Origin of the sequence: Croceivirga radicis (assembly GCF_002072105.2) — a bacterium.
Lineage (GTDB): Bacteria > Bacteroidota > Bacteroidia > Flavobacteriales > Flavobacteriaceae > Croceivirga > Croceivirga radicis.
On record NZ_MTBC01000001.1, the window covers coordinates 339,431 to 362,363 of the forward strand.

General features: G+C 37.7%; 6 protein-coding genes. 5 read left to right on the plus strand and 1 reads right to left on the minus strand.

Annotated elements, in window-relative coordinates; translation table 11 throughout:
• Nucleotides 1–33 precede the first annotated feature (33 nt).
• Nucleotides 34–960 (plus strand): SPFH domain-containing protein, encoded by a 927-nt coding sequence (locus BUL40_RS01570; protein ID WP_010516349.1) that lies wholly within the window; start codon nucleotides 34–36, stop codon nucleotides 958–960.
• A gap of 213 nt (nucleotides 961–1,173) precedes the next feature.
• On the opposite strand, the gene BUL40_RS01575 is transcribed toward BUL40_RS01570, so the two are convergent.
• Entirely contained in the window at nucleotides 1,174–2,856 is a 1,683-nt protein-coding gene (locus BUL40_RS01575; RefSeq protein WP_080317804.1) for a glutamine--tRNA ligase/YqeY domain fusion protein, read from the minus strand.
• A gap of 265 nt (nucleotides 2,857–3,121) precedes the next feature.
• Between BUL40_RS01575 and BUL40_RS01580 the strand changes: the two genes are divergently transcribed.
• The 4 genes from BUL40_RS01580 to BUL40_RS01595 are packed head-to-tail and all read left to right on the plus strand — an operon-like array spanning nucleotide 3,122 to nucleotide 22,895.
• Nucleotides 3,122–5,368 carry a T9SS type B sorting domain-containing protein gene (locus BUL40_RS01580; protein WP_080317805.1) on the plus strand — a complete coding sequence of 749 codons (2,247 nt, stop codon included), beginning with the start codon at nucleotides 3,122–3,124 and terminating at the stop codon, nucleotides 5,366–5,368.
• 12 nt (nucleotides 5,369–5,380) lie between these two features.
• Complete coding sequence (locus BUL40_RS01585) at nucleotides 5,381–7,573, plus strand: PorP/SprF family type IX secretion system membrane protein (protein ID WP_244901799.1); 2,193 nt, start codon at nucleotides 5,381–5,383, stop codon at nucleotides 7,571–7,573.
• Between the two features lie 9 nt (nucleotides 7,574–7,582).
• Nucleotides 7,583–21,913 (plus strand): T9SS type B sorting domain-containing protein, encoded by a 14,331-nt coding sequence (locus tag BUL40_RS01590; protein WP_080317806.1) that lies wholly within the window; start codon nucleotides 7,583–7,585, stop codon nucleotides 21,911–21,913.
• A 28-nt stretch (nucleotides 21,914–21,941) separates the two neighbouring features.
• Nucleotides 21,942–22,895 carry a PorP/SprF family type IX secretion system membrane protein gene (locus BUL40_RS01595; RefSeq protein WP_029511561.1) on the plus strand — a complete coding sequence of 318 codons (954 nt, stop codon included), beginning with the start codon at nucleotides 21,942–21,944 and terminating at the stop codon, nucleotides 22,893–22,895.
• Nucleotides 22,896–22,933: the final 38 nt, after the last annotated feature.

The following is a 22,933-nucleotide window of genomic DNA, read 5'->3' on the forward strand; positions in this document are numbered from 1 at the left end:
ACAACAAAATAATCAACAATTAAATCTTAAATTATGGGGAACTTCTTATTTATTCCAATTTTAATATTGGTAATCTTTGCTGTATTATCCGGTGTGTTTATTGTTAAACAACAAACAGCCGTACTAATAGAAACCTTTGGTAAATTTACCAGTGTTAGACATTCTGGTATTCAATTTAAAATTCCATTTGTACAACGAATTGCTGCAAGAGTAGGACTAAAAATTCAACAATTAGACGTAATAGTTGAAACAAAGACATTAGACGATGTATTTGTAAAACTGAAAGTATCCGTACAGTATGTTGTTATCAAGGAAAAGGTATATGAGGCCTTTTACAAATTGGAATACCCGCATGATCAAATAACTTCATATGTATTTGATGTAGTACGTGCAGAAGTACCTAAAATGAAATTGGACGATGTCTTTGTTAAAAAAGATGATATTGCTATTGCAGTAAAAAGTGAATTACAGGATGCTATGTTAGAATATGGGTATGACATTATTAAAACCCTAGTAACAGATATAGATCCAGATCCACAAGTAAAAGCAGCCATGAACCGTATTAATGCTTCTGAACGAGAGAAAATTGCTGCTCAGTTCGAAGGTGACGCAGCACGTATTCTTATAGTAGAAAAAGCAAAAGCGGAAGCTGAAAGTAAGCGTTTACAAGGACAAGGTATTGCTGATCAGAGAAGGGAAATTGCAAGAGGTCTGGAAGAATCTGTTGAAGTTTTGAACAAAGTTGGTATTAATTCTCAAGAAGCATCTGCACTTATAGTAGTTACCCAACATTATGATACTTTGCAATCTATAGGGGAAGAAACAAACACCAATCTAATATTGCTACCAAACTCTCCGCAAGCAGGAAGCGATATGTTAAATAATATGGTGGCTTCATTTACCGCTAGCAATATGATTGGAGAAAAAATGAAGGAGGCTTCCAAAAAGGAAAAAGAGTAATTCTAATTGATTCCAAAAAAACAAACCCAATCATCAAAAATGATTGGGTTTTTTGTTAAAACACATTTTAAAGGCTTTTAACAGGCGTACTGATTTTAAGTCAAGGCAAGACACCTCCGCTTTAATTAAATGCAGTAATAGCCTTTAAAATATACCGATTTGTATAGTAAAAACTAATAGGCACAGGTTAATTCATAGACTTTAATAATAGTCTTATTTTTCTTTCAATTTTGCCCAGGTATCCCTTAGACCAACTGTTCTATTAAAAATCAATTTTTCATCCGTTGAATCTTGGTCCACATTAAAATAACCTAAACGTTGAAACTGAACCTGATCGCCAATTGTTACATTTTTTAAACTCGGCTCCAAATAACCGGTTACTATTTGTAAAGAATCTCTGTTTACAAATTCCATAAAATCTTTTTCTTTATTTGCGTCAGGAGTTTCATTTGTAAACAAACGATCATATAATCTTATTTCAGCAGTTTCTGCATGTTTAATAGAAACCCAATGTAGGGTGCCTTTAACCTTTCGTAGACTTTCCTCTGTACCACTTCCACTTTTGCTTTTTGGATCATAAGTACACTGTACCTCTACTATGTTGCCATTTTCATCCTTAGTACAGCTTTCTGCCTTAATAATATACCCATTTTTCAATCTAACCTCTCCACCTAACTTTAAACGGAAAAATTTTCTGTTGGCTTCTTCTTTGAAGTCTTCCTGCTCAATGTATATTTCCCTTGAAAAAGGTACTTCCCTTGTTCCTGCGCTCTCATCCTCAGGATTATTCTCTGCTTTTAACCATTCTTCTTCTCCCTCAGGATAATTAGTAATTACCACTTTTAAGGGATTTAGTACGGCCATTACCCGTGGCGCAACTTTATTTAAATGTTCACGAACGTGAAATTCCAATAACGATACATCCACAACATTATCCCTTTTGGCAATACCAATGGTATCTACAAAATTCCTAATCGATTCTGGCGGATAACCCCTTCTACGCATTCCAGAGATTGTTGGCATTCTTGGATCATCCCATCCAGAGACAACACCATCTTCTACCAATTTTAATAATTTACGTTTACTAACAACGGTGTGCGATAGATTTCTTCTTGCAAACTCTCGTTGTTTTGGCCTTAACTTATCTTTAGATACCAATTGGTCTAAAAACCAATCATACAACTCTCTATGCGGAAGAAATTCCAGCGTACATAAAGAATGCGATACCTGTTCTATATAATCACTTTCGCCATGGGTCCAATCATACATTGGATAAATACACCAATCGGTATTTGTTCTATGGTGTGCTCTATGTATTACCCTATACATAATGGGATCACGCATTAACATGTTGGTGCTGGCCATATCAATTTTAGCGCGCAAAACGTGTATACCCTCTTCAAAATCCCCGTTCTTCATTTGCTCGAACAACGCAAGATTTTCGGCAACTGTCCTGTTCCTGTATGGACTTTCAACACCGGGTTCTGTTGGTGTTCCCTTTTGTTTTGCCATTTCCTCTGAAGATTGGCTATCTACATAGGCTTTACCATCTTTAATCAACAGTACCGCCCAATCATATAATTGTTGAAAGTAATCTGAAGCATAGCACTCTTTATCCCATTGAAAACCAAGCCATTCCACATCTCTTTTAATGGCATCTACGTACTCCTTTTCTTCTTTGGCAGGGTTGGTATCATCAAACCTAAGATTTACCGGTGCGTTGTAACGTAAACCAAGACCAAAATTTAAACAAATAGAACTAGCATGTCCTATATGTAAATACCCATTAGGTTCTGGTGGAAATCTAAAACGCAAATCGCTTTTAGAATAGTCTTTACCGAGGTCCTCCTCAATAATGTGTTCTATAAAATTCAAGGACTTTTTGGTCTCTTCCATATAAAATTTATTGTAGGGCAAATGTAGCTAAAAACAACAGTTATTAGCAATTTATCAACAGTATAACCTATAAGAAATAACGTTTCACAACAGAAAACCGTTTCACCACAACAATAACTTTAAGTAGTTAATAAATATGTGAATATTTGATGTTGACAAGGTATGTAGAGCCCTGTTTTTAAAGCAAATAACACCCCAAATATCAACTAAAATTATGCTTCTGAGACATCTTTTCACATACCAACCCCAAATAGAACCTACACTTATGAAAACAAAAATTAATCAAGGTTTATGTGTGTTAGCTCTCCTGTTCATTGGATTGGCAACAGGTAGTGCGCAGACATTGAACAAACCTACACCGGCAGACAATCCAAACCTTTCAGGTAATTCAGAATGGCAAAATGCATGTGCCTCTAGCAATTTTAACGAGTACTTTGTAAACTTTACCTGGAACCCACCATTGGTAGCTTCCAATAACGAATTTATTCTTGAGTTATCTGATGCCAGTGGTAATTTTAGTTCACCGGTAGAATTAGCACGAATTGCCGATAAAAATCAAGTGTTTGATTTTGATATTGAATTTCAACTACCAGAAGATACCCAAGGAGAAGGGTATCGTTTACGTGTTAAAAGTACAAATCCAGAAAAGGTAAGTGAGGTCTCAGATTCCTTTGCCATGTACTACATTGGCTATAACAGCCCAATTCTTATTAGTAAAGACGGCAATGGAACCATACCTCCAGGTGGCGTTATAGATTTATGTGATGGAGAATCTTTAACCTTAGCTACTCATAATGTATCCAATGCCAACCAATACAATTACAGTTGGTACAGGAGTGGTACGGCACTATCTGGAAACAGCAATAGTATTAACATTACGGAACCAGGAATCTATTATGTAGAAATGAATTATGGTGCCTGTTCTGGTTCTGCAAATACCTTGTCCAATAGTATAGAAGTAAATATTAATGCTGCACAAGGCGTAGCTATTAACACGCCTACAAAAACAGTTTTGTGTAGTGAAGATACGGTTACCTTAACTGCCAACGTACAAAACCAAGGGTACACATATACCTGGTATAAAGACAACCAAATAATACAAGCGGGAACCTTAGAAGGCTATAGCTTTACAGTAGATGCAGCTAACGCAGGATTTGAAGGAGATTACCAAGTAGAAATTGAAGGTAGCGGAATTTGTGTTGAAAAGTCTGATGCCGTTACCATTTCTAGCGCTGGATCATTTACCGTGGCTTTAGACAATACAAACGGGATTGCTTTATTGCCTGGTTCAACCGAAACTATAACTGTAACAACGGATGCGGCTTCGGCTACGTACCAATGGTACAAAAATGGAACTGCAATAGCTGGTGAAACCAACGCTAGTTATACTATTACAACGATAGGAGATTATTATGCTACCGTTACCGAAACCGGTGGCGCATGTACTTCTGTTACCAAAACTACAGAAACAGTTACTGCGGCCTATCCTGCTGCTATGAGTATAGCTATTGATTATATGACTACTTATGCTCCATGTGAAAATACCAATATAGAATTAGAAGTTAGTAGCATTACCGCTACGGACGCAAATGGTAACACTACAGATGTTACCGAAAGTTTAAAAGCCGATTTTACCTACCAATGGAAGAAAGATGGTGCGGCCATTACTGGTGCAACGTCCTCATTATTATCTATTTTAAATGCGGAAGAAAACGGTACATATACACTAGAAGCAAACCTAGAAAGTTTTAATCTAGTTTCCAATGAATTGTCAGTTGTACTAAATGCAAATGATCCTATAACAATTACCGCAGACGGAACCCAAATATGCGATGGCGTAATTGTTACCCTAAGTACGGATTACGATTTAAACAATGTTGATTTTGAATGGTACAAAGACGGAGGTAAAATAGCTGCTACCACAACAAGTTTAACAGTAACCGAAGCTGGTAACTATCAATTAAAAGTTTTAACCAACGGTTGCCCAACTCTATCTAACGAAATAGTGGTTAACGCATTTGACGAAAGTATAGTGCAACTAGATAAAGAAAGCAGTATAGTAATCCCAGAAGGGGAAACTACCACAGTAAATGCCACTGGAGCCGATAGCTATGTGTGGTTTAATGAAGCCAACGAAAACTTAAGCACCTCTAGCAGTGTTACCTTGACAGAAGAAGGCACTTATCTACTTATAGCCACTATTGGTAATTGTAGCGTAAGCAAAACCGTTACCCTAGCATTCAGAGATAATTTTGATATCCCTAATGTGGTAACTGCAAATGGAGATGGTGTAAATGACCTTTGGATCATTCCTAATACCTATTCTAGAAAAGCAAATACAAGAGTAATTATTTATAACGAAAACGGAGAAGAAATAGTTAACCAATTGGACTACCAAAACAATTGGCCTAACTCTACCACCGGTTTTACTAAGAAAAATCAGCTCTTTTATTACAAAATAGTAGAAGCAACCAAAACCTTACGACAGGGTACCATTACGGTTATCCGATAACCTAACAAACAAATGAACAAGTATAACAAACTAATCCTAACACTTATGGCAATTCTTTCTTTTGGTGCACTCACGGCCCAAGAGGAAGATCCCTTTGTGGCTTATGATTTACCTACACAGAACTTGGTAAAATTCAATAGATATTTATTGAACCCTACCTTTTCTACGGTTAGGGAAAATAAATCATACATCAACTTATTTCACAGAAATGAGTCGGTATCTTTTGATGACAACCAACAAACTTACTTTTTAAGTTATAGTGGTAGAATTGGAGACCGTAGTGGTGTGGGTGTCAGTTTGTACAATCAAAGAGAAGGCATCATAGATAATTATGGTTTGTTGGCCAATTACGCGTATGGCGTAAAATTGAGCGAAAAAAGCAACTTAACCTTTGGGGCCAACTTTTCTTATTATAAAAGTGGAATCAATCAATCAAGGGCAAACACCTTAGATCCAAACGATCCTATTCTGCAAGGATCTAATGATATATCGTTGATAACCGTACAACCCGGATTTAACCTTTCTTACGGTCAGTTTGATTTTGGAGTTATTGCGGACAACTTATTTGATTATAATCTAAAAACAAGTGAAACGCTTACCAGTTTTGATGCTAAAACCTTCACGGGTCATTTACAATATACCCATGAGTTTACCAATAATAGCGGTTTACTAGAACAGGGTAGATTAATGCCGTTGGCAAGAGTACGTTCTATTGCTAACGAAGATATAAGCCTTGGTGGTAGTTTAATTCTTGATTTGCCTAAAATAGGATGGTTACAAGCAGGTTATGATCAATTCTATGGAGCGGCGGCAGGTATTGGTTTTAACCTGAACAAAAGAATCTCTTTAGGCTATAACATTGAAAAAGGTCTTTCTAATAATATTGAACAATTTGGTGTAAACCATGAAATATCCCTGGCCTACAGTTTTACACCAACCCTTACCGAAGATCGTGTTCTTCTAGAAAAAGAAAATGAGGACTTAGTTAACAATGACGAAGAGGAAACTCCAATTGAAGAACTTACCGTATCCGAAAAGGACTTAAAGATTGCAGAATTACAACAAAAACTTGCTGAAAATGATGCAATTATTGAAGAATTGATTTTCCGTCAAGACTCTATTGAATCTAACAGACAAAGTGATTTGGAGCGACGTTTTGCGATGGTAATGCGAATGGTTAAAAGAGAAACCGAAGGCAACAGACCGGACATAGAAAAAAGAGCTCAAGAATTGTATCTGGCCAATTCTAGTGCCACTTCGGACTTAGTTAAAAATGATGCCATTCCAAACAATGACGTTGATAGAGCAGAAACAAAAAACACTTCAACCATAGATGCTATTATACAAGACCGTATAAATTCATCAGATGCCGTGGCAGAAGTGGTTAAAGACAAAGAAGAGCCTACAGAAAACATCAGTTTAGGTAATTCATATACCAAAAAGTATAAAATAGAAGAGCCATCCCAAACTAACCGTTCTAATGTTCTAGCTGAAACCAAATCAACAATAGCAGAAAATAATAAGGACAATACAAATTATAACAATCGTTCTAAACGATACAAAACCTTCTCCATTCCAGATGTAGAAAGTGGTAGTTATGTTATTGCCAATGTTTACAAGGGCACCAAATACATGTCAGAATTTATGGATTCAATGGCAAGCCAAGGTATAGAAACAGATTACTTTACCAATCCAAGAAACGGCCTTAACTATGTTTACATCAAAGGTATACAGAACAAACAAGATGCAATAGCAGCCCAGAAAAGTAATTTAAATGGCCAATACCAAGGAAATACTTGGGTAATGGACGTAACCAATAGTTATACAGAAGGAGCATACGTAGAGAACTCCCCCAAGTCTTCCTCTACCTATAACGACTCTGTGTTGGAACAAAACCTAAATCATAAAAGTAAAAAATCAGGTATTGCCTACGAGACTTTACAGGTAAATGGTTTAAAAACTGGTTACTACATAATTGCAAATGTCTTTGCTAAACCAAGAAATGCTACACGTTTTATAAAAGAACTCAATGAACAAGGATTACATGCCAGTTATTTTATTAATCCAGAAAACAACTATAGGTATGTGTATCTAAAAAAACATCAAGAATGGACAGATGCTTTGGTCTCTTACTATTCTAACATTAACAACGCCTACGGTGATCCTATGTGGATCATGCGAGTAAAACCAAACTATAGCGCATAAATAACCATAATGAGTAAGCCCCTACTAACCAAGTTACTCTTTGTAACCCTATGCCTCTTTACCCTGCAATCAATATTTGCACAAGTAAAGAACAATTTTGATCCAAGATATAACGACAACCTAAGAGGTGATTTAACCTTAATAGGAAATAATATTGTTAACCGGGATGATGGTACTTCTACTACAGAGCCAGAAGATCCCTATAACACCACGGGCTTTAGGCTTGTCTATTATAGAGGGCGACTCTATAGAGTTCCAAACGCTACTGCTAACGATAGCTTTGACATGCAGTACATAGATGTGGATAATGATCCTTCCACTTTTAGTTCAAGTAGCGCAGATTTAAACGTACCAGACACAGATTGTTCTAGAGTAAGATATGCAGGTTTGTACTGGTCTGCTGTTTATGTTAATACCAACAGAAATGGCATAGATCAAGTACGTTTGCGTACACCTGGATCCACTAATTACATAGACATAAATGCCACAGAGGTGTTATTTGATGGGCAAGGAGATGCGGATTTTGGTTATTATAGTCCTTATGCCTGTTATGCAGATATTACAGGGTTAATTACAGGTCTCGCAAACCCGAATGGTGAATATACCGTGGCCAATATTTTGGCTAGTAATGGGGGAGGTATCTCTGGAGGAATTTCCGGAGGATGGACCATGGTGGTAGTTTATGAAAACCCAAACTATCCAGGTAAATATATAACCACTTTTGATGGTTACGCAGGTATAAAATCTGGGGAAAGTTTAGATATTCCAATTACTGGTTTTACAACTTTACCAGCTCCGTTTCCTGTTAATGCACGTTTAGGCGTTAGTACCTTAGAAGGTGATAATAACATTGAAGGAGACGGCCTAGCTTTTAGAGCAAACATGAACGGTGGTTTTACCCCGTTGGGCAATGGTGCCAACCCAAATAATAACTTCTTCAATAGTAATATTACCTTTGAAGACAACGTAATCATGGACCGTAACCCAAACAGTATTAACACACTAGGTTGGGATATAGACCATTTTACCATACCAAACACGCTTAATAACGTAATTCCAAATGGAGAAACAGGTGCTGTTTTAAGAGCTTCTTCTTCCCAAGATAAATACGATATCTTTTTTACTTCTTTTGATGTAGAGATTATTGAACCCAATATTCTGCTGACCAAAACTGTGGAAGATATTGGTGGTAATGATATTACAGGACAGGGTGTAAATCTTGGACAGTTATTAGACTATGTATTAACTTTTGAAAATACAGGAAACGATGATGCAATTAACTACCAAATAAGAGATGTTTTACCCATAAACGTAACCTTAGATGAGAGTAGTATAGTTATGCCTTCTGGCGTTACCTACACGTTCGATGCACCCTCAAGAACCATTACATTTAATGTGCCGGATAGTTTGGTAGAAGAATTTGATCCAGCATCGACTATTCGAATGCGCGTTCAAGTTGCGGAAAACTGTTTCGACTTTATTAATGCCTGCTCAGATTTAATTGAAAACCTTGCCTATTCTACGTATAGAGGTGCTATTAACTCTGCAACCATTACAGATGATCCTTCAGTAACCGATTTTGATAATTGTGGATTTGTAACCCCAGGGGCAACCAACTTTTTATTGGACGATTTAGAAAATTGTGATTATTCTAGAACCGTGTTGCTTTGTGGTGAAGATGTCTTGTTAGACTCCGGTGATAATTTTGATAATTACATCTGGTATATAGACGAAAACGGAGATAGATTAATAGACGCAGGAGACACGGTAATTACTGATGCCGATAGCGATAATGACCCTAGTACCATAGTGGTTACCGAACCGGGAGTCTATATTGTAGATAAGCAAGTTGCAGATCCTTGTAAAGGTTTTCAAGAAATTATAACTGTAGAATTATTTGGACAAACACAAAGTAACCCAATTACTGCGCTAATTAACGATACTACAAATACAGTTGAGGGTAATATTCTTGTTTGTCCAGATGATGGGGAAGAATTACCGGAAATCTTTTTGTGTGGTCTTAACGATGTAGAACCCATTCAAATTAATATCCCTGATGCGGTAAGCATTGTTTGGCAACAATTAGACGAAGCTAGTTGTGCCGAAGCCAATACAGATTGTGCCAACAAAAATAACACCTGTACTTGGAACCAAGTAGAGACTGGTTTTACCTATAACGCTTCAGATGCTGGCCAATTTAGGTTACAGATCAACTATGAAGATGGTTGTTTTAGTAGGTTTTACTTTAACGTATTTAAAAATCCTTTAGACCCACAGGTAGAAACACAAGATATCATGTGTGGTGTAGATGGCTTTATTCGTGTTACCAACATGCCGGTTAATTACGAATATCAATTGGTAAATGATGCTACAAATGCAATTATAACTCCATATAGTGCTGGCCAAGGCCCAGAATTTCCAATTGATCAGAACGGTGCCTACCGTGTAGAAATGAGACAAATTGGTGTTACTGGCGGTTGTGAATTTGTATTAGATAATATTGGTATAAGAGAACGAAATGTTAGTATCACAACAGACATTAACAATGTTAGTTGTAATGGTCTAGGCTCTATAAACGTTTCCCTATTAGATGCAGATGTACAGTATTACTACAGTTTAATACAAGGCGGAACGGAAGTAGATAGTTTTGGCCCCTCTGATGATAACAATTATACTTTTGAGAATAAGGCTGCAGGAGATTATACGGTACGTGTAACTACGGACGCAGGATGTGATTTAACTCAAGATGTTACAATTTTAGATGAATCTGATTTAGAACTAGAAGCAGTAATATCGCAACACATTTCTTGTAGGGAAGGTAATATTCAGATGAACTCTACAGGTGGGCAAACGCCACATACCTATGCCATTTATGAGTTTGTAGATGAAAGTGGCACAACCGTTACTTCTTATAGTGATCCTTCTAACGTTCCTAACAGTGAATTTCAAACAAGTGTAATCTTTGATATTCTTATACCGGGCACCTATACTTTTGTGGTAGTAGATAGAAACAATTGTTTTGCTTTCTCCAACCCAGTAGAAATCGTATTAGTTCCATCCGTAGAATACACCACCAGCTCACAAGATGAAAGTTGTTTTGGTGCAAACGATGGTAGTATTAATATAAATTTGGTTACCTCCAATGGATACAATGTTACCTATTATTTGGAAGATGAAAATGGAAATCAATTAGCTAGCAACAATTCTGGTCAGTTCTTGAATTTAGCCCAAGGAGATTATGATGTAATCATAGATCAACGTAAAGGAAATACCCAGTGCGATTTTGTGGAGTCTTTCACCATTGGTGGCCCTACAAGTGCGGTTACTGGTGATATAGCTTTGATTCAAGATTATACTTGTTTACAAAATGGAATTATAGAAGCACAAAACGTTACGGGTGGAGATGCACCGTATGAATACAGCATAGACGGTGTTAACTTTGTAAGTGGAGTAGGGGCAGAACGTTTTAGCAACCTTACGGATGGTACTTATAGAATTACCATTAGAGATGCCAATAATTGTACGTTTATTACAGACCCTATTACCTTATTGCCACTTAATCCGCCTACAGATTTAGATTTTACGGCTAGTGCAGTTACCTGCCCAGACAATACATCCAATGTTACTGCAACGGTAACCGCGGGTACGGCTCCTTTCGTTTTTGAAATAATTGCGCCTTCTTCGGTTACTCCTGATTCTGCTTCTGGGTCTACCGCAACTTTTAATAACTTAAGCCCAGATACCTATAACTTTAGAGTTACGGATAGTAGAGGTTGTGTGTATACGGAAACCTTTACCATTGCTCCAATCACTCCAATAAATGTAATTGGTCAATTAGAGAGTAATATTAGTTGTTTAAATGCAACAGACGGTGAGGCAAGGTTTATGGTAAATGGCTTTAGTACCAACTATAATTATACCATTACAGGACCACAAACTTTTAATGGTACCAATGAAACGAACACCACTATAGACCTGACTAACCTAGCGGCAGGTACCTATACTATTTCGGTAACGGATAATACCACCAATTGTACCGATACGGCATCGGTTACTGTGGAGGCACCAACAGCACAATTAGCCATTTCTATTGTAGAAACACAACCAACTTGTATAACAGACGGAAGTGTAGCTGTAACAGCAAGCGGAGGTTGGGGTAGTTATACCTACACCTTAACAAACCCAGATACCACAGTATTTGGTACCAATACTACCGGCTCTTTTAACGGATTAACACAAACTGGACAATATACGGTACAAGTAGAAGATGCAAACGGTTGTATAGTTCCTGGTAATTTTACCTTAAACGCAGCTATAGCACCCGTTTTAGAACTAGTTCCTAACGATTTTTGTTATGATAATACAACCGGATTAACGCTAACCGCAAATGTAACTAGTGGTGGCGACGGCAATTTTGAATACAGTATTAACGGAGGTGCTTTTTCTAGCAATAATAGTTTTATAAATCTTTCTGCAGGTACATATACCGTGACTGTACAAGATGGAAAATCTTGTACCGATACAGAAACAATTACAATTAACCCACAACTAACGGTAACAGCCACGGCAAGCAATATCACTGCTTGTGCTACCTCTACTACCGTAGATATTACGGCTGCGGGTGGTGATGGTAATTATGTATACGCAGTTGTTTTAACGGGTACTACTCCGGCTGCCACAGATTTCTCAACAACAAATCCGACAACAGTTAACGCTACAGGTACTTATGATGTTTACGTAAGGGATAATTCAGGTAATACAGATTATTGCGAAGCAGTAGATACGATAGTAATAAATCAAGACCCTGCCCTTAATTTATCGATTTCTAATACAGCAATATTGTGTAGCGGTGATGCTTCATCAACACTTACGGTAACTATTACAGGCGGTGAAGGTCCATATACCTACAGCATTGACAATGGTGCAACCTATCAACCAGAAAACACATTTGATAACCTTGCTGCAGGTAGCTACCATGTTAGGGTTAGAGATGCTAACACTTGTGAAATAGACCAGATTAATAACATTTCTGAACCATTACCTTTAAGCGCTTCTGCAGCAGTAGCACAACTGGCAGAGTGTAACCCTAGTGGTGCAGAAATAAGAATTACAAACGTAATTGGAGGTACAGCTCCCTATACCTATAGTTTTGATGGTGGTACCACGTATGGCGCAAGTTCTATAGAAAATCTTTTACCAGGAGACCATACATTATTTGTAAGGGATGCAAATAATTGTACTTACCCTATGACAGTTACCGTACAGCCAGAACCAACCCCACCTAATGCAACGGCTACAGTGGATTATGAGTGTGATGGTGAAGGTATAATTACAATTACACCAGACAGTGCAGATTTTGACTACACCTATTTAATAGATGGTACCCCAAATACGCCTGATACTTCTAATATTTTTAATAACGTACCTACTGGTAATCATACAATAACAGTAAATTATACCAGTAATATTGCACCAACGCCAAGTATACTTTTAACTGAAAACTTTGGTGCGGGTGCCAATACCCCAATTAGTGAAATTGATCCAGCATATTGTTATGAACCTCAAGACGGTTCTACAAGTTTATGTGGCTTTGGAACGGATACACATATCCAAGATGGTGAATATTCTGTTACCAACTTGATAGTTAATCCTTACGGTTCTTGGAGGTCCCCTAGTGATCATTCTGGACTAGCCAATGGCAGATTTCTAGCAATAAACGTAGGAGGTGTGGCCGGTGTAGGTGGTATTGTATATCAAAAAACTGGTGTTGAGGTTATACCAAATCAAGATATCGAGATATCCTTATGGGCATTTAACCTATTAAGAACAGGTTCAACTGGAGGTGATCCTTCTATAGAAATTCAATTGGTAGATGGTAGTGGTACCATTATTGCCAGTACTACAACAGGTAATATTCCTAAAAACAGTAATGCTAATGATTGGCAGAACTATACGGTTAATTTAAATCCTGGTGCCAATGCCAATTTAGATATCGTAATAAGAACTAACTCTGCAGTTACACAGGGTAACGATATTGCTATAGATGACATTCAAGCATTACAATATCCAGAGGCATGTCCTTCTAGTATTACCCTAGATGTTCTAGTAGAAGAAGGTAATGAACTAGCTGCTAGTATTACCAATTTTACCAACATCAGCTGTAATACCGGTAGTGATGGTGCAATTACCTTTCAAGTAGAAAACTTTGATACTACCAATGGTTACGAATACCAAGTAAACGGTGGTGGTTACATAACCACAACTAATGCCAGTGTAACCCTACCAAACTTAACAGCAAACACCTATGTTATTGATGTTAGGGATATCAATGATAATAGCTGTGCTATACAACTTACACAAGTTTTAACGGAGCCAACTTTAGTGGAAGTAACGGCTACATTAGATGCACAAGTTACCTGTACTGCTGGGGCAACCATTACGGCAAATGCTACTGGAGGTACCCCCAATTATACGTACCAATTAGAAGATAATGCAGGTACACCAATAACCAACTTCGATTTTGCTACTAATGGTACCAATACCGTTTTTTCAGATTTGGCAGCTGGTACCTATATAGTACGTGCAAGAGATACCAATGGTTGTGAAGATGTAATTGATTCTCCCATAGTAGTAAATGCACCTGCCGTGTTAACATTTATTACAACTGCCACTGCTTGTTATAGTGGTGCTAATGATGGACAAGTAATTGTTAACGTAACTGCTGGTAATGGCGACTACTTATTTAGTTTGAATGGTGGACCGTTTATAGCGCCTGTACCATCAACATTAACAACATATACTTTTGATAATTTAGGTCCAGGTACGTATACGGTAGATGTTATTGACGCATCTGGTTGTACGGCACCGCAACAAAGTGTTACTATTACAGACCAATTGGTTGCAAACGCTGTACTAAACCAAGATTTAACTTGTTTGGTTGATGCACAAGTAACCATAAATACCACAGGTGGTTCTGGTACTTATTCGTACGAATGGTCTAATGATGGCGGAACTACATATAATACAACTGGATTTACTGGGAATGTTTTTACAACCAATGTAGCCGGTACGTATCAATTTCAAGTAACGGATACTACCAGCCCAACATCTTGTAGCGTGGTTACCAATACTGTGACCATTACACCTGCTGTACAACCAGTAATAAGCTCTGTAACGCCAACTCACATTTTATGTCATGGAGAAAGTACTGGTGCTTTAGATGTGGTTATTGATACTTCTATAGGAGTGCCTCCTTATGTTATAAATGTAGTTGAAACCGGTTCTGGTACTATCTACAATACACAAACTACCGGATTACCGGCAGGGGATTACCAAGTAACTATTACAGATGACAAAGGTTGTGTGTCTAATCCTTTCTTGGTAACCATTAATCAACCAGATGTTATTGATTATGATGTTGATAGTCAACCAATAACATGTGATAATATAGGAGGAAATACTATTCCTGGTTCTATTTCAATTGAAAATACGACTGGGGGAACAGCAGAATATACTTATTATTTAACTGGTAATAATGGCTTTACGGATAGCCACACCACTACAGCAAGCAATCGAGATTATACTTTTACCATTTTAGAATTTGGAATTTATCAAATAGATGTTGTAGATGCCAATGGTTGTGCTGCCTTTACTACAGAAATAATAGCATCACCACCAACTGATTTAGATATTACAGTAAACACTACTCCTACAAATTGTACAGATGGAGGAACCGCAATAGTAGAGGTAGATCCAGCACTGACAACGGGCAGTGGTAGTTATGAATTTGGAATTTTAGAAACTATAACTTTTCCATACACTACTAACTGGTTTAGTAATGGAACAAATATTATAACTTTCTCTTCTGCTGACCCAGATACCGGTACCTATTTAACACCAGGTATTACCTATACCTTTGTTGTTCACGATTTAGTAACAGATTGTTATTATTTTAAAGAAGCAGATACACCAATAGATACACCTTCTAACTTAACAAATACATTGGATGTTGTTGCTAATGTTAGTTGTACAGGAGCGGCAGATGGTAACGTAACATTCACTTTTGATAATTATGATGTAGGAGCTACGGCTATTGACTATGAAATATTTTATCAACAATCTAATGACCCTATAACCCCTATGCCAATAAATGGTTCTTCGCCAGTTTCTGGACCCGTTACACCAGTAACAATTTCAAATTTAGGTCCATTGGCTCCAGGTGAATATTATATTTTACTTACTGAAGTGGGAGGTGCAAATGCAGGTTGTAGTGTCTTTGGAGGTGAATTTACCATAAGGGAATCCGTAAACTTATTATCAGTAGACGTTACATCACCAACAAACGATAATTGTAATCTTAATGCGGGTGTTATAACTGCCACAGGAAGGTTTGGTACCGCTCCTTATGAATATCAATATTTACCTGATACTGCAGCAGCTCCTTTAGCCACAGATGCTGGCTGGACTACCAATACTAGTGCTAATGTAGAAGCAGGAGATTATATCGTTTATGTAAAAGATGCTTATGCTTGTATCCAGCAAGCACCAATTACCGTTTTAGAAGATGTACGCCCAGAAATAACGCTTGCTATAGTAGATGAATGTGTTGCTGAAGGTAGTTTTGAGGTATTGGTAACCCTTGATAATCCAGCAGCTGCTAATGCTCCTTTCCAAATAAGCATTAACGGTGGTGCTTACCAAAACTTTACATTCAATGCAAGTAATGAATATACGGTTACTGGTTTAAGTTCTGGTTTAACCCAAACCATAAATGTTAGGGATGTAAATGGCTGTGAGGATTCAGATACCATAGATATTTATCCTCCTTTACAATTTAATGCTCGTTTAACCACTGCTTTGGATTGTGAACCTGCACCTGCAAACAATGCAGAGATTACTATTGATGTATTAGCTGGTTCTGGTTCTTATGATTATGCAATTGATGGTCCTGGCACGGTAGACCAAGCACAAACAAACATGGTTGGTTCCAGTGTTGTTTGGACGGATGCTAGCGTAGCTGGTGATTATGATATTACCGTGTATGATACCAGTACGGCAATTCCTTATTGTTTGGGTACAATTACTGTAAATGTGCCAGCTGCGGTACAACCTGTATTTACGCATACACCTACAGATGTTACTTGTAACGGAGGTGCAGATGGTACTATCCAATTATTTGAAACAAATACGGGTATTAATCCATTAACTTATACCATTTCACCAGCTGTTGGTTCTTTCAATAGTACAACATTAACTTTTGAGAATCTACCGGCAGGTACATATACAGTTACTGGTACAGGAACCAATGATTGCGAGTTGGTTATCAACAATATTGTTATAGATGAACCTACGCCGGTATCCATAGATACTGTAACTACTACAGATTTCCTTTGTACCAACGGTAATAATGAAAATAACGCTACTATAAGCGTAGATGCCATTACCGGTGGTAGCGGTACTTATGTGCGTTATGAATTTATAGAAGAAGATGACCCTAATACAGTTCCTGTAGAAACACCCGTAATTGTACAAAACGGAAATAACCCAGTACTTACCGTAACCGATTTTGCTGGTGGGGTATATACCATTAATGTGTATGATTCTGCAGGATGTATGGACAGCACTACCGCTACAATAGTTCCTTTTGATGAATTACAAACGGCTACAGCTGCCATTACCAATCCGTTGAGTTGTTCTCCAGGTTCAGATGGTGAGATAACTATAACAGTAACCTCAACAGCCAACGATGTTAATCAATATGAATATAGTATCGACAATGGTGCAACTTGGCAAAATACTGGCAATAGCGCTACACCTAATGTATTTGGTGGTTTAACCGCAGGTACCTATAATTTCTTGGTAAGACATCTAGTAACGGGTTGTACTATTAGTACTTCTGAAACCCTTACAGACCCTAACACGTTTACCATAGACGTAGACGTGGTTAGTGATGTAATTTGCTTTGGAACGGCTACGGGTGAAGTTACCTTTGAATTGATAGATGCAACCTATACTAGCGGATTCTCTTGGGAGATATTCAATACCAATGGTACACCAACCAATCAAGGTGACGATACCTCTGAGGGTACTGGTTCAATAGCCACTACAGGTCCTACAGCTGGTATTAATTTACCTGCAGGTAGCTATTACGTAGTAATTACGCAAGATAATTTCCCAACCTGTGAAAATACACAGGCCTTTACCATTGCTGGTCCTAATGCTGCTATTACCGCAAACCATACAACAACACCAATAACCTGTATGTCTGCTTTATTGGATGATGGTAGTATTACCATTACCAATGTACAAGGCGGTTGGGGAGGCTATACCTACTTTGTAGGTGCAGATGGTGTTATACCAACAGCTACGGATTTTGTAACTAATGCTTCTTTTGGTAACCTAACTGCTGGTACGTATGATGCTTGGGTAAGAGATAGTGAAGGTTGTGAACAATTGGTACAAGATGATATCGTCCTAACCAATCCAACCCCAATCCAAGCTACTTTACTAGTAACCAATGACAACTGTACCAACTTTGAGGGCGAATTAGAAGTAGTTGGTATACCGGTAACAGACCCAGTTAGTGGTGGTCAAGGTAGCAACTACACCTACCAATTATTCAGAAATGGTACTGCATTTGGTTCTCCACAAACCAGTACCACCTTTATAAACTTAGGCGAAGGTAATTATGAAGTGGTAGTGTTAGACCAATGGGGTTGTACTTCTACTACTAATGCCGAGTTGCTATATGATGAAATGAACATTAGTACCACGGTAGATAAACAAATAGACTGCTCTATAACGCCTGCTGGTACAATTACGGTTAACGTAAACGGTGGCTCTGGTAACTATAATTTTGAAATGACCGTACCTAATACAGGTGCTGTTATAAACCAAAACACAGGTACTTTTAATAATTTGACTGAAGTTGGTGTGTATACTTTTGTGGTTACTGATACAGATACTAACAATCCTGTTTGTACTAGAACCATAACCCAAGAATTGGTAGCACCTAGTACTACTACATTGGATACACCTATTGTTTCAGATGTTTCTTGTTTTGGTTTGGCAGATGGTAGCATTACCGTTGTACTTGCCGCAACTGCGCCAGGTATTAATGAAGATGCTCCTTACAGTTATAATTTATATGATAATACAGGAGTGCTTATTACTGGTCCACAACCTAATCCAACTTTCACTGGTTTGGCTGCTGGTTTCTATCAAATTGAAGCGGTTTCTGCTAAAGAATGTGCATCTGTACGTACTACAGTAGAGGTAGAGCAGCCTACAGCTTTAAGTGCAACTGAAATGGTAACTGCATTTGCATGCGCACCAGACAATAGTGTAAATACAGCTACTTTAACTATAACAGCTACAGGTGGTACATCGGCTTATTTATATAGCATAGATGGTACTAATTATCAAACTCAAAATACCTTTGAAATTATTGATAATGGTACTGTACAAACTATTACTTATTATGTTAGAGACGCCAATGGATGTCCGTTTACAGATAGTGTAACCGTAAATCCAATTAATACATTTAGCGCAACTGTAGCACAAGATGTACAAATTTCTTGTGCGGTAAGTGAAGAAGTAACCATTACGGTTAATGATAATGGTGATGTTAGCAACGTATACACGTTTGAACTACTGCCTATTGGTAATACAGCAGCAACCTTAACTGGTACACCTGCCTATAACCAAGCATCATTTGAATTAACAGAAGTAGGTTCTTATACCTTCCGAGTTACAGATACAGCTACTGGTTGTTATTTTGATACCACAGCTTATGAAATTGCACCCTATGATACCATTGATGTAATTGCTACAGCAACAGCTCAATCTATTTGTTATGGCGATACTTCTGGTGAAATTACTATAGATGTATCGGGTTACAACGGTACTTATGATTATACTGTATATAATCAAGATGGAACGGCTACAGCTATAAACGGTAGTGGAAATACAACTACCAATCCTTTAGTGATTACAGGTTTAGCAGGTGGTAACTATTTTGTACGGGTAACAGAAACTGCAAATCCATTATGTGTAGAAGATTCTAACATAGTAACTATAGTTTCTCCAGATAGACCATTAACAGTAGCTGCACAAGAAGTAGCCAATGTAGGTTGTTCTGATGATTTGGGTGAGATTAACGTTGTGATAGATGGTGGTTATTTACCGTACGATGTGGTTTTGACCAACACCACTACAGGTAATGTATTTACGCAAAACAATGTAGCAGCAGCCCTATTTACAGGATTAGGTGCAGGCGCATATACCATTCAAGTAACAGATAACCAAGGATGTGTTGTTTCAGATACGGAAACCCTAATTGCGCCAACGCCAATAACAGCAGGTATAACGGCTACTCCTACTATTTTACAATGTTTTGGAGATACCAATGCTTCAGTTACTGCCGTAAACCCAGTAGGTGGTGAGGGTGTTTACTTATTTGAGTTAAACTACTATGATGAAACAGGTAGTTCATTACTATTTACCAGTGGCGCACAGAATAGCCCAACATTTAATAACTTAGGTGCTGGTGTGTATAGTATACGAGTATCCGATGGTTGGAACTGTGAGTTTGAAACTTTACAAGTAACTATAAATGAACCAGATGAGGTGGCTGCGTCTTTAGTGCAAGTATCTGCTCTTACCTGTAATAATTTAGCGGTGATAGAATTAAACGCTGTAGGTGGTAATGCACCTTATGAATACAGTGTAGATGGTGTTGTATATAGTCCTATGTCTGGTGGTGATACGCATTCTATAAATGTTTCTGCCGGTATATACCAATACTTTGTTAGAGATAGTTTTGGTTGTGAGGCAATGATTACCAATCAAGTTTCTGTAGAAGAAGTTCCAGAATTAATGATTGATTTAGATCTTACGGCCGCAATAATAAACTGTACAGGTGAAGCAACTGCTAGAATAACTGCAAATGCATCTGGTGGTCTTGGAAACTATTCTTACGAATTGTTTACGGATGCTGCGTTGACCAATAGAATTGCTGGTCCACAAACACAAGAAAGTTTTAATAATCTAGCTACGGGTAGTTATTGGGTAAGGGTAACCAGTGTAGATTGTATTGCGGTATCTACAGAAGCAGTTATTACTGAGCCAGCTCCTTTACAGGTAGATAGAGAAGAATTTACAAACATTAGCTGTTCTGGAGAAGAAGATGGTAGTATTTATGTAGAAGTATCTGGTGGTACAGGAGAAATTTATTATGCCATTTCTCCAAATCTTAACCAATTTGATACGGACAATACCTTTACAGATTTGGCCCCTGGCATCTATGATATTATTGCTCAAGATGAGAACGGTTGTTTCTTAACCTTCCAATTTGAACTTACGGCACCAGAACCGTTAGAGGCTGAAGCTATTAATATTGAACATGAAATTTGTTTTGAGAGCGAAGATGGTGCATTTGAACTAGCCATTACTGGCGGTACTGCTCCTTATAGTACAAGCTTAAACTCAAATGCTGCTGCAGATTTTGTACAAGACCAATTCAGTTTTGGTAATTTACCAGCTGGTACACATGTAGTATTTGTTAGAGATGCACAAGGTTGTGAAACCAATGTATTTGTAGAAATAAATCCAGGAGTTGATCTTGCTGCCACGGTAACACCTATGTACAGTTGTAGCGGTAACATACCAGATAATAACTTGGATATTGTTTTTAACGATAGTACTGTTATGGGCAATGTACTATACGCACTAGATTCTACGGATCCTGCAAGTATGCAATTAAACGCAGACTTTACCAATATTGCGCCTGGAGAGCATTATTTAACTATTGCGCACGAAAATGGTTGTATCAATACCATTCCATTTACAATTAACTATTATGAGCCATTGACTTTAACATTGGAATCTAATAACGTAAATGAGATTACAGCCGTTGCCCAAGGAGGTGTAGAAGAATATACGTTCTATTTTGGTGATGTTGAAAATGGATCAGACAATACCTATTACATTAATAGAACCGATACGTATACAGTTACCGTTGTAGACCAAAATGGTTGTGAGATGTCTGCAGAGATATTTATGGAATTCATAGATATAGAAATCCCCAATTTCTTTACCCCAGATGGTAGCGGAACTAATGATACATGGGTACCAAATAATATTCAGGGCTTCCCTAATATACTAACTATCATTTTTGACCGTTATGGTAGAGAACTCTATAGGATGAAATTGAATGATGCTCCATGGGATGGTACATACCAGAACCAAGAGCTACCTACCGGTGATTACTGGTATGTAATTAAATTAAGAGGTGAGAATGATGACCGTGAAATGGTTGGCCATTTTACCCTCTACAGATAAAGACAGACATAAGTTAACCTACAGAGTGATGAAAAAGACCCAAATCTTAATCCTACTTCTCTGCGTTTGCCTAGGTGCCAGCGCACAAGAACTAACCTTACCCCAGCATTCCCAATACAATGCGGATAATCCATTTTTAATCTCACCTGTATATGCAGGTATAGGAGACCACATTAAAGTGCGTTTAAACGGCTTAACGCAATGGGTGGGTATAGAAGATGCTCCAGATACCCAAACGTTAGCTGCAGACGCTAGAATTGGCGATAGATCGGGTTTAGGTATGTTTATATATAATGACAGTAATGGTTTTACACGCCAAAGAGGTGCTAGGGTATCTTTTGCACACCATTTAACTTTGGATAGGTACGAGGACGAATTTTTGTCTTTTGGAATTTCTTACAACTTTAACCAGTTTAGAATTGATGTAGAAAACTTTCAAGAAGAAAACGGCGAATTACCTACAGATGATAAATCTACGACCAACCATAACTTTGATGTAGGGGTACTGTATAGAATAAACAAATTTTTCATCAGCCTAAACGCGGCCAATTTACTACCAAAGAACCTAGAGAATTTTAATCCGGTTTTTGAACCAAATACACTCCGTAATTATTACGCTTATGCTGGGTATGCCTTTTCTAAGAACAAAAACAGTAAATTAGAAATAGAACCATCCATTTTCTTTCAATGGTTCGAAAGTGATGGCCGTTCGGTGACCGATTTAAATGCAAAATTTAGATTTCATAATTTCGAAGACTACTATTACCTAGGGTTAACCTATCGTTTTTTGAACGATGCAAACCAACCACTTACTCCATTATATCTTTCGCCAATGGCAGGATTAAAAAAGAACAACCTTTATTTTGGTTACTCTTATCAAATCTTAACCAATGAAATATCTGGATACAATATTGGTACCCATGTAGTTACCGTAGGCATGGATTTGTTCCAAGGTATCAGTAACTGTAGATGTACGTATTAATTCTACCGTAATTAGCTTAATTTTGCCGCATATTTAAA

Excerpts from the sequence above, each read along its gene's own strand:
- BUL40_RS01585 (WP_244901799.1), top strand. The coding sequence starts at position 5,381 with ATGAACAAGTATAACAAACTAATCCTAACACTTATGGCAATTCTTTCT.
- BUL40_RS01580 (WP_080317805.1), top strand. The coding sequence starts at position 3,122 with ATGAAAACAAAAATTAATCAAGGTTTATGTGTGTTAGCTCTCCTGTTC.
- BUL40_RS01575 (WP_080317804.1), bottom strand. The coding sequence starts at position 2,856 with ATGGAAGAGACCAAAAAGTCCTTGAATTTTATAGAACACATTATTGAG.
- BUL40_RS01570 (WP_010516349.1), top strand. The coding sequence starts at position 34 with ATGGGGAACTTCTTATTTATTCCAATTTTAATATTGGTAATCTTTGCT.
- BUL40_RS01595 (WP_029511561.1), top strand. The coding sequence starts at position 21,942 with ATGAAAAAGACCCAAATCTTAATCCTACTTCTCTGCGTTTGCCTAGGT.
- BUL40_RS01590 (WP_080317806.1), top strand. The coding sequence starts at position 7,583 with ATGAGTAAGCCCCTACTAACCAAGTTACTCTTTGTAACCCTATGCCTC.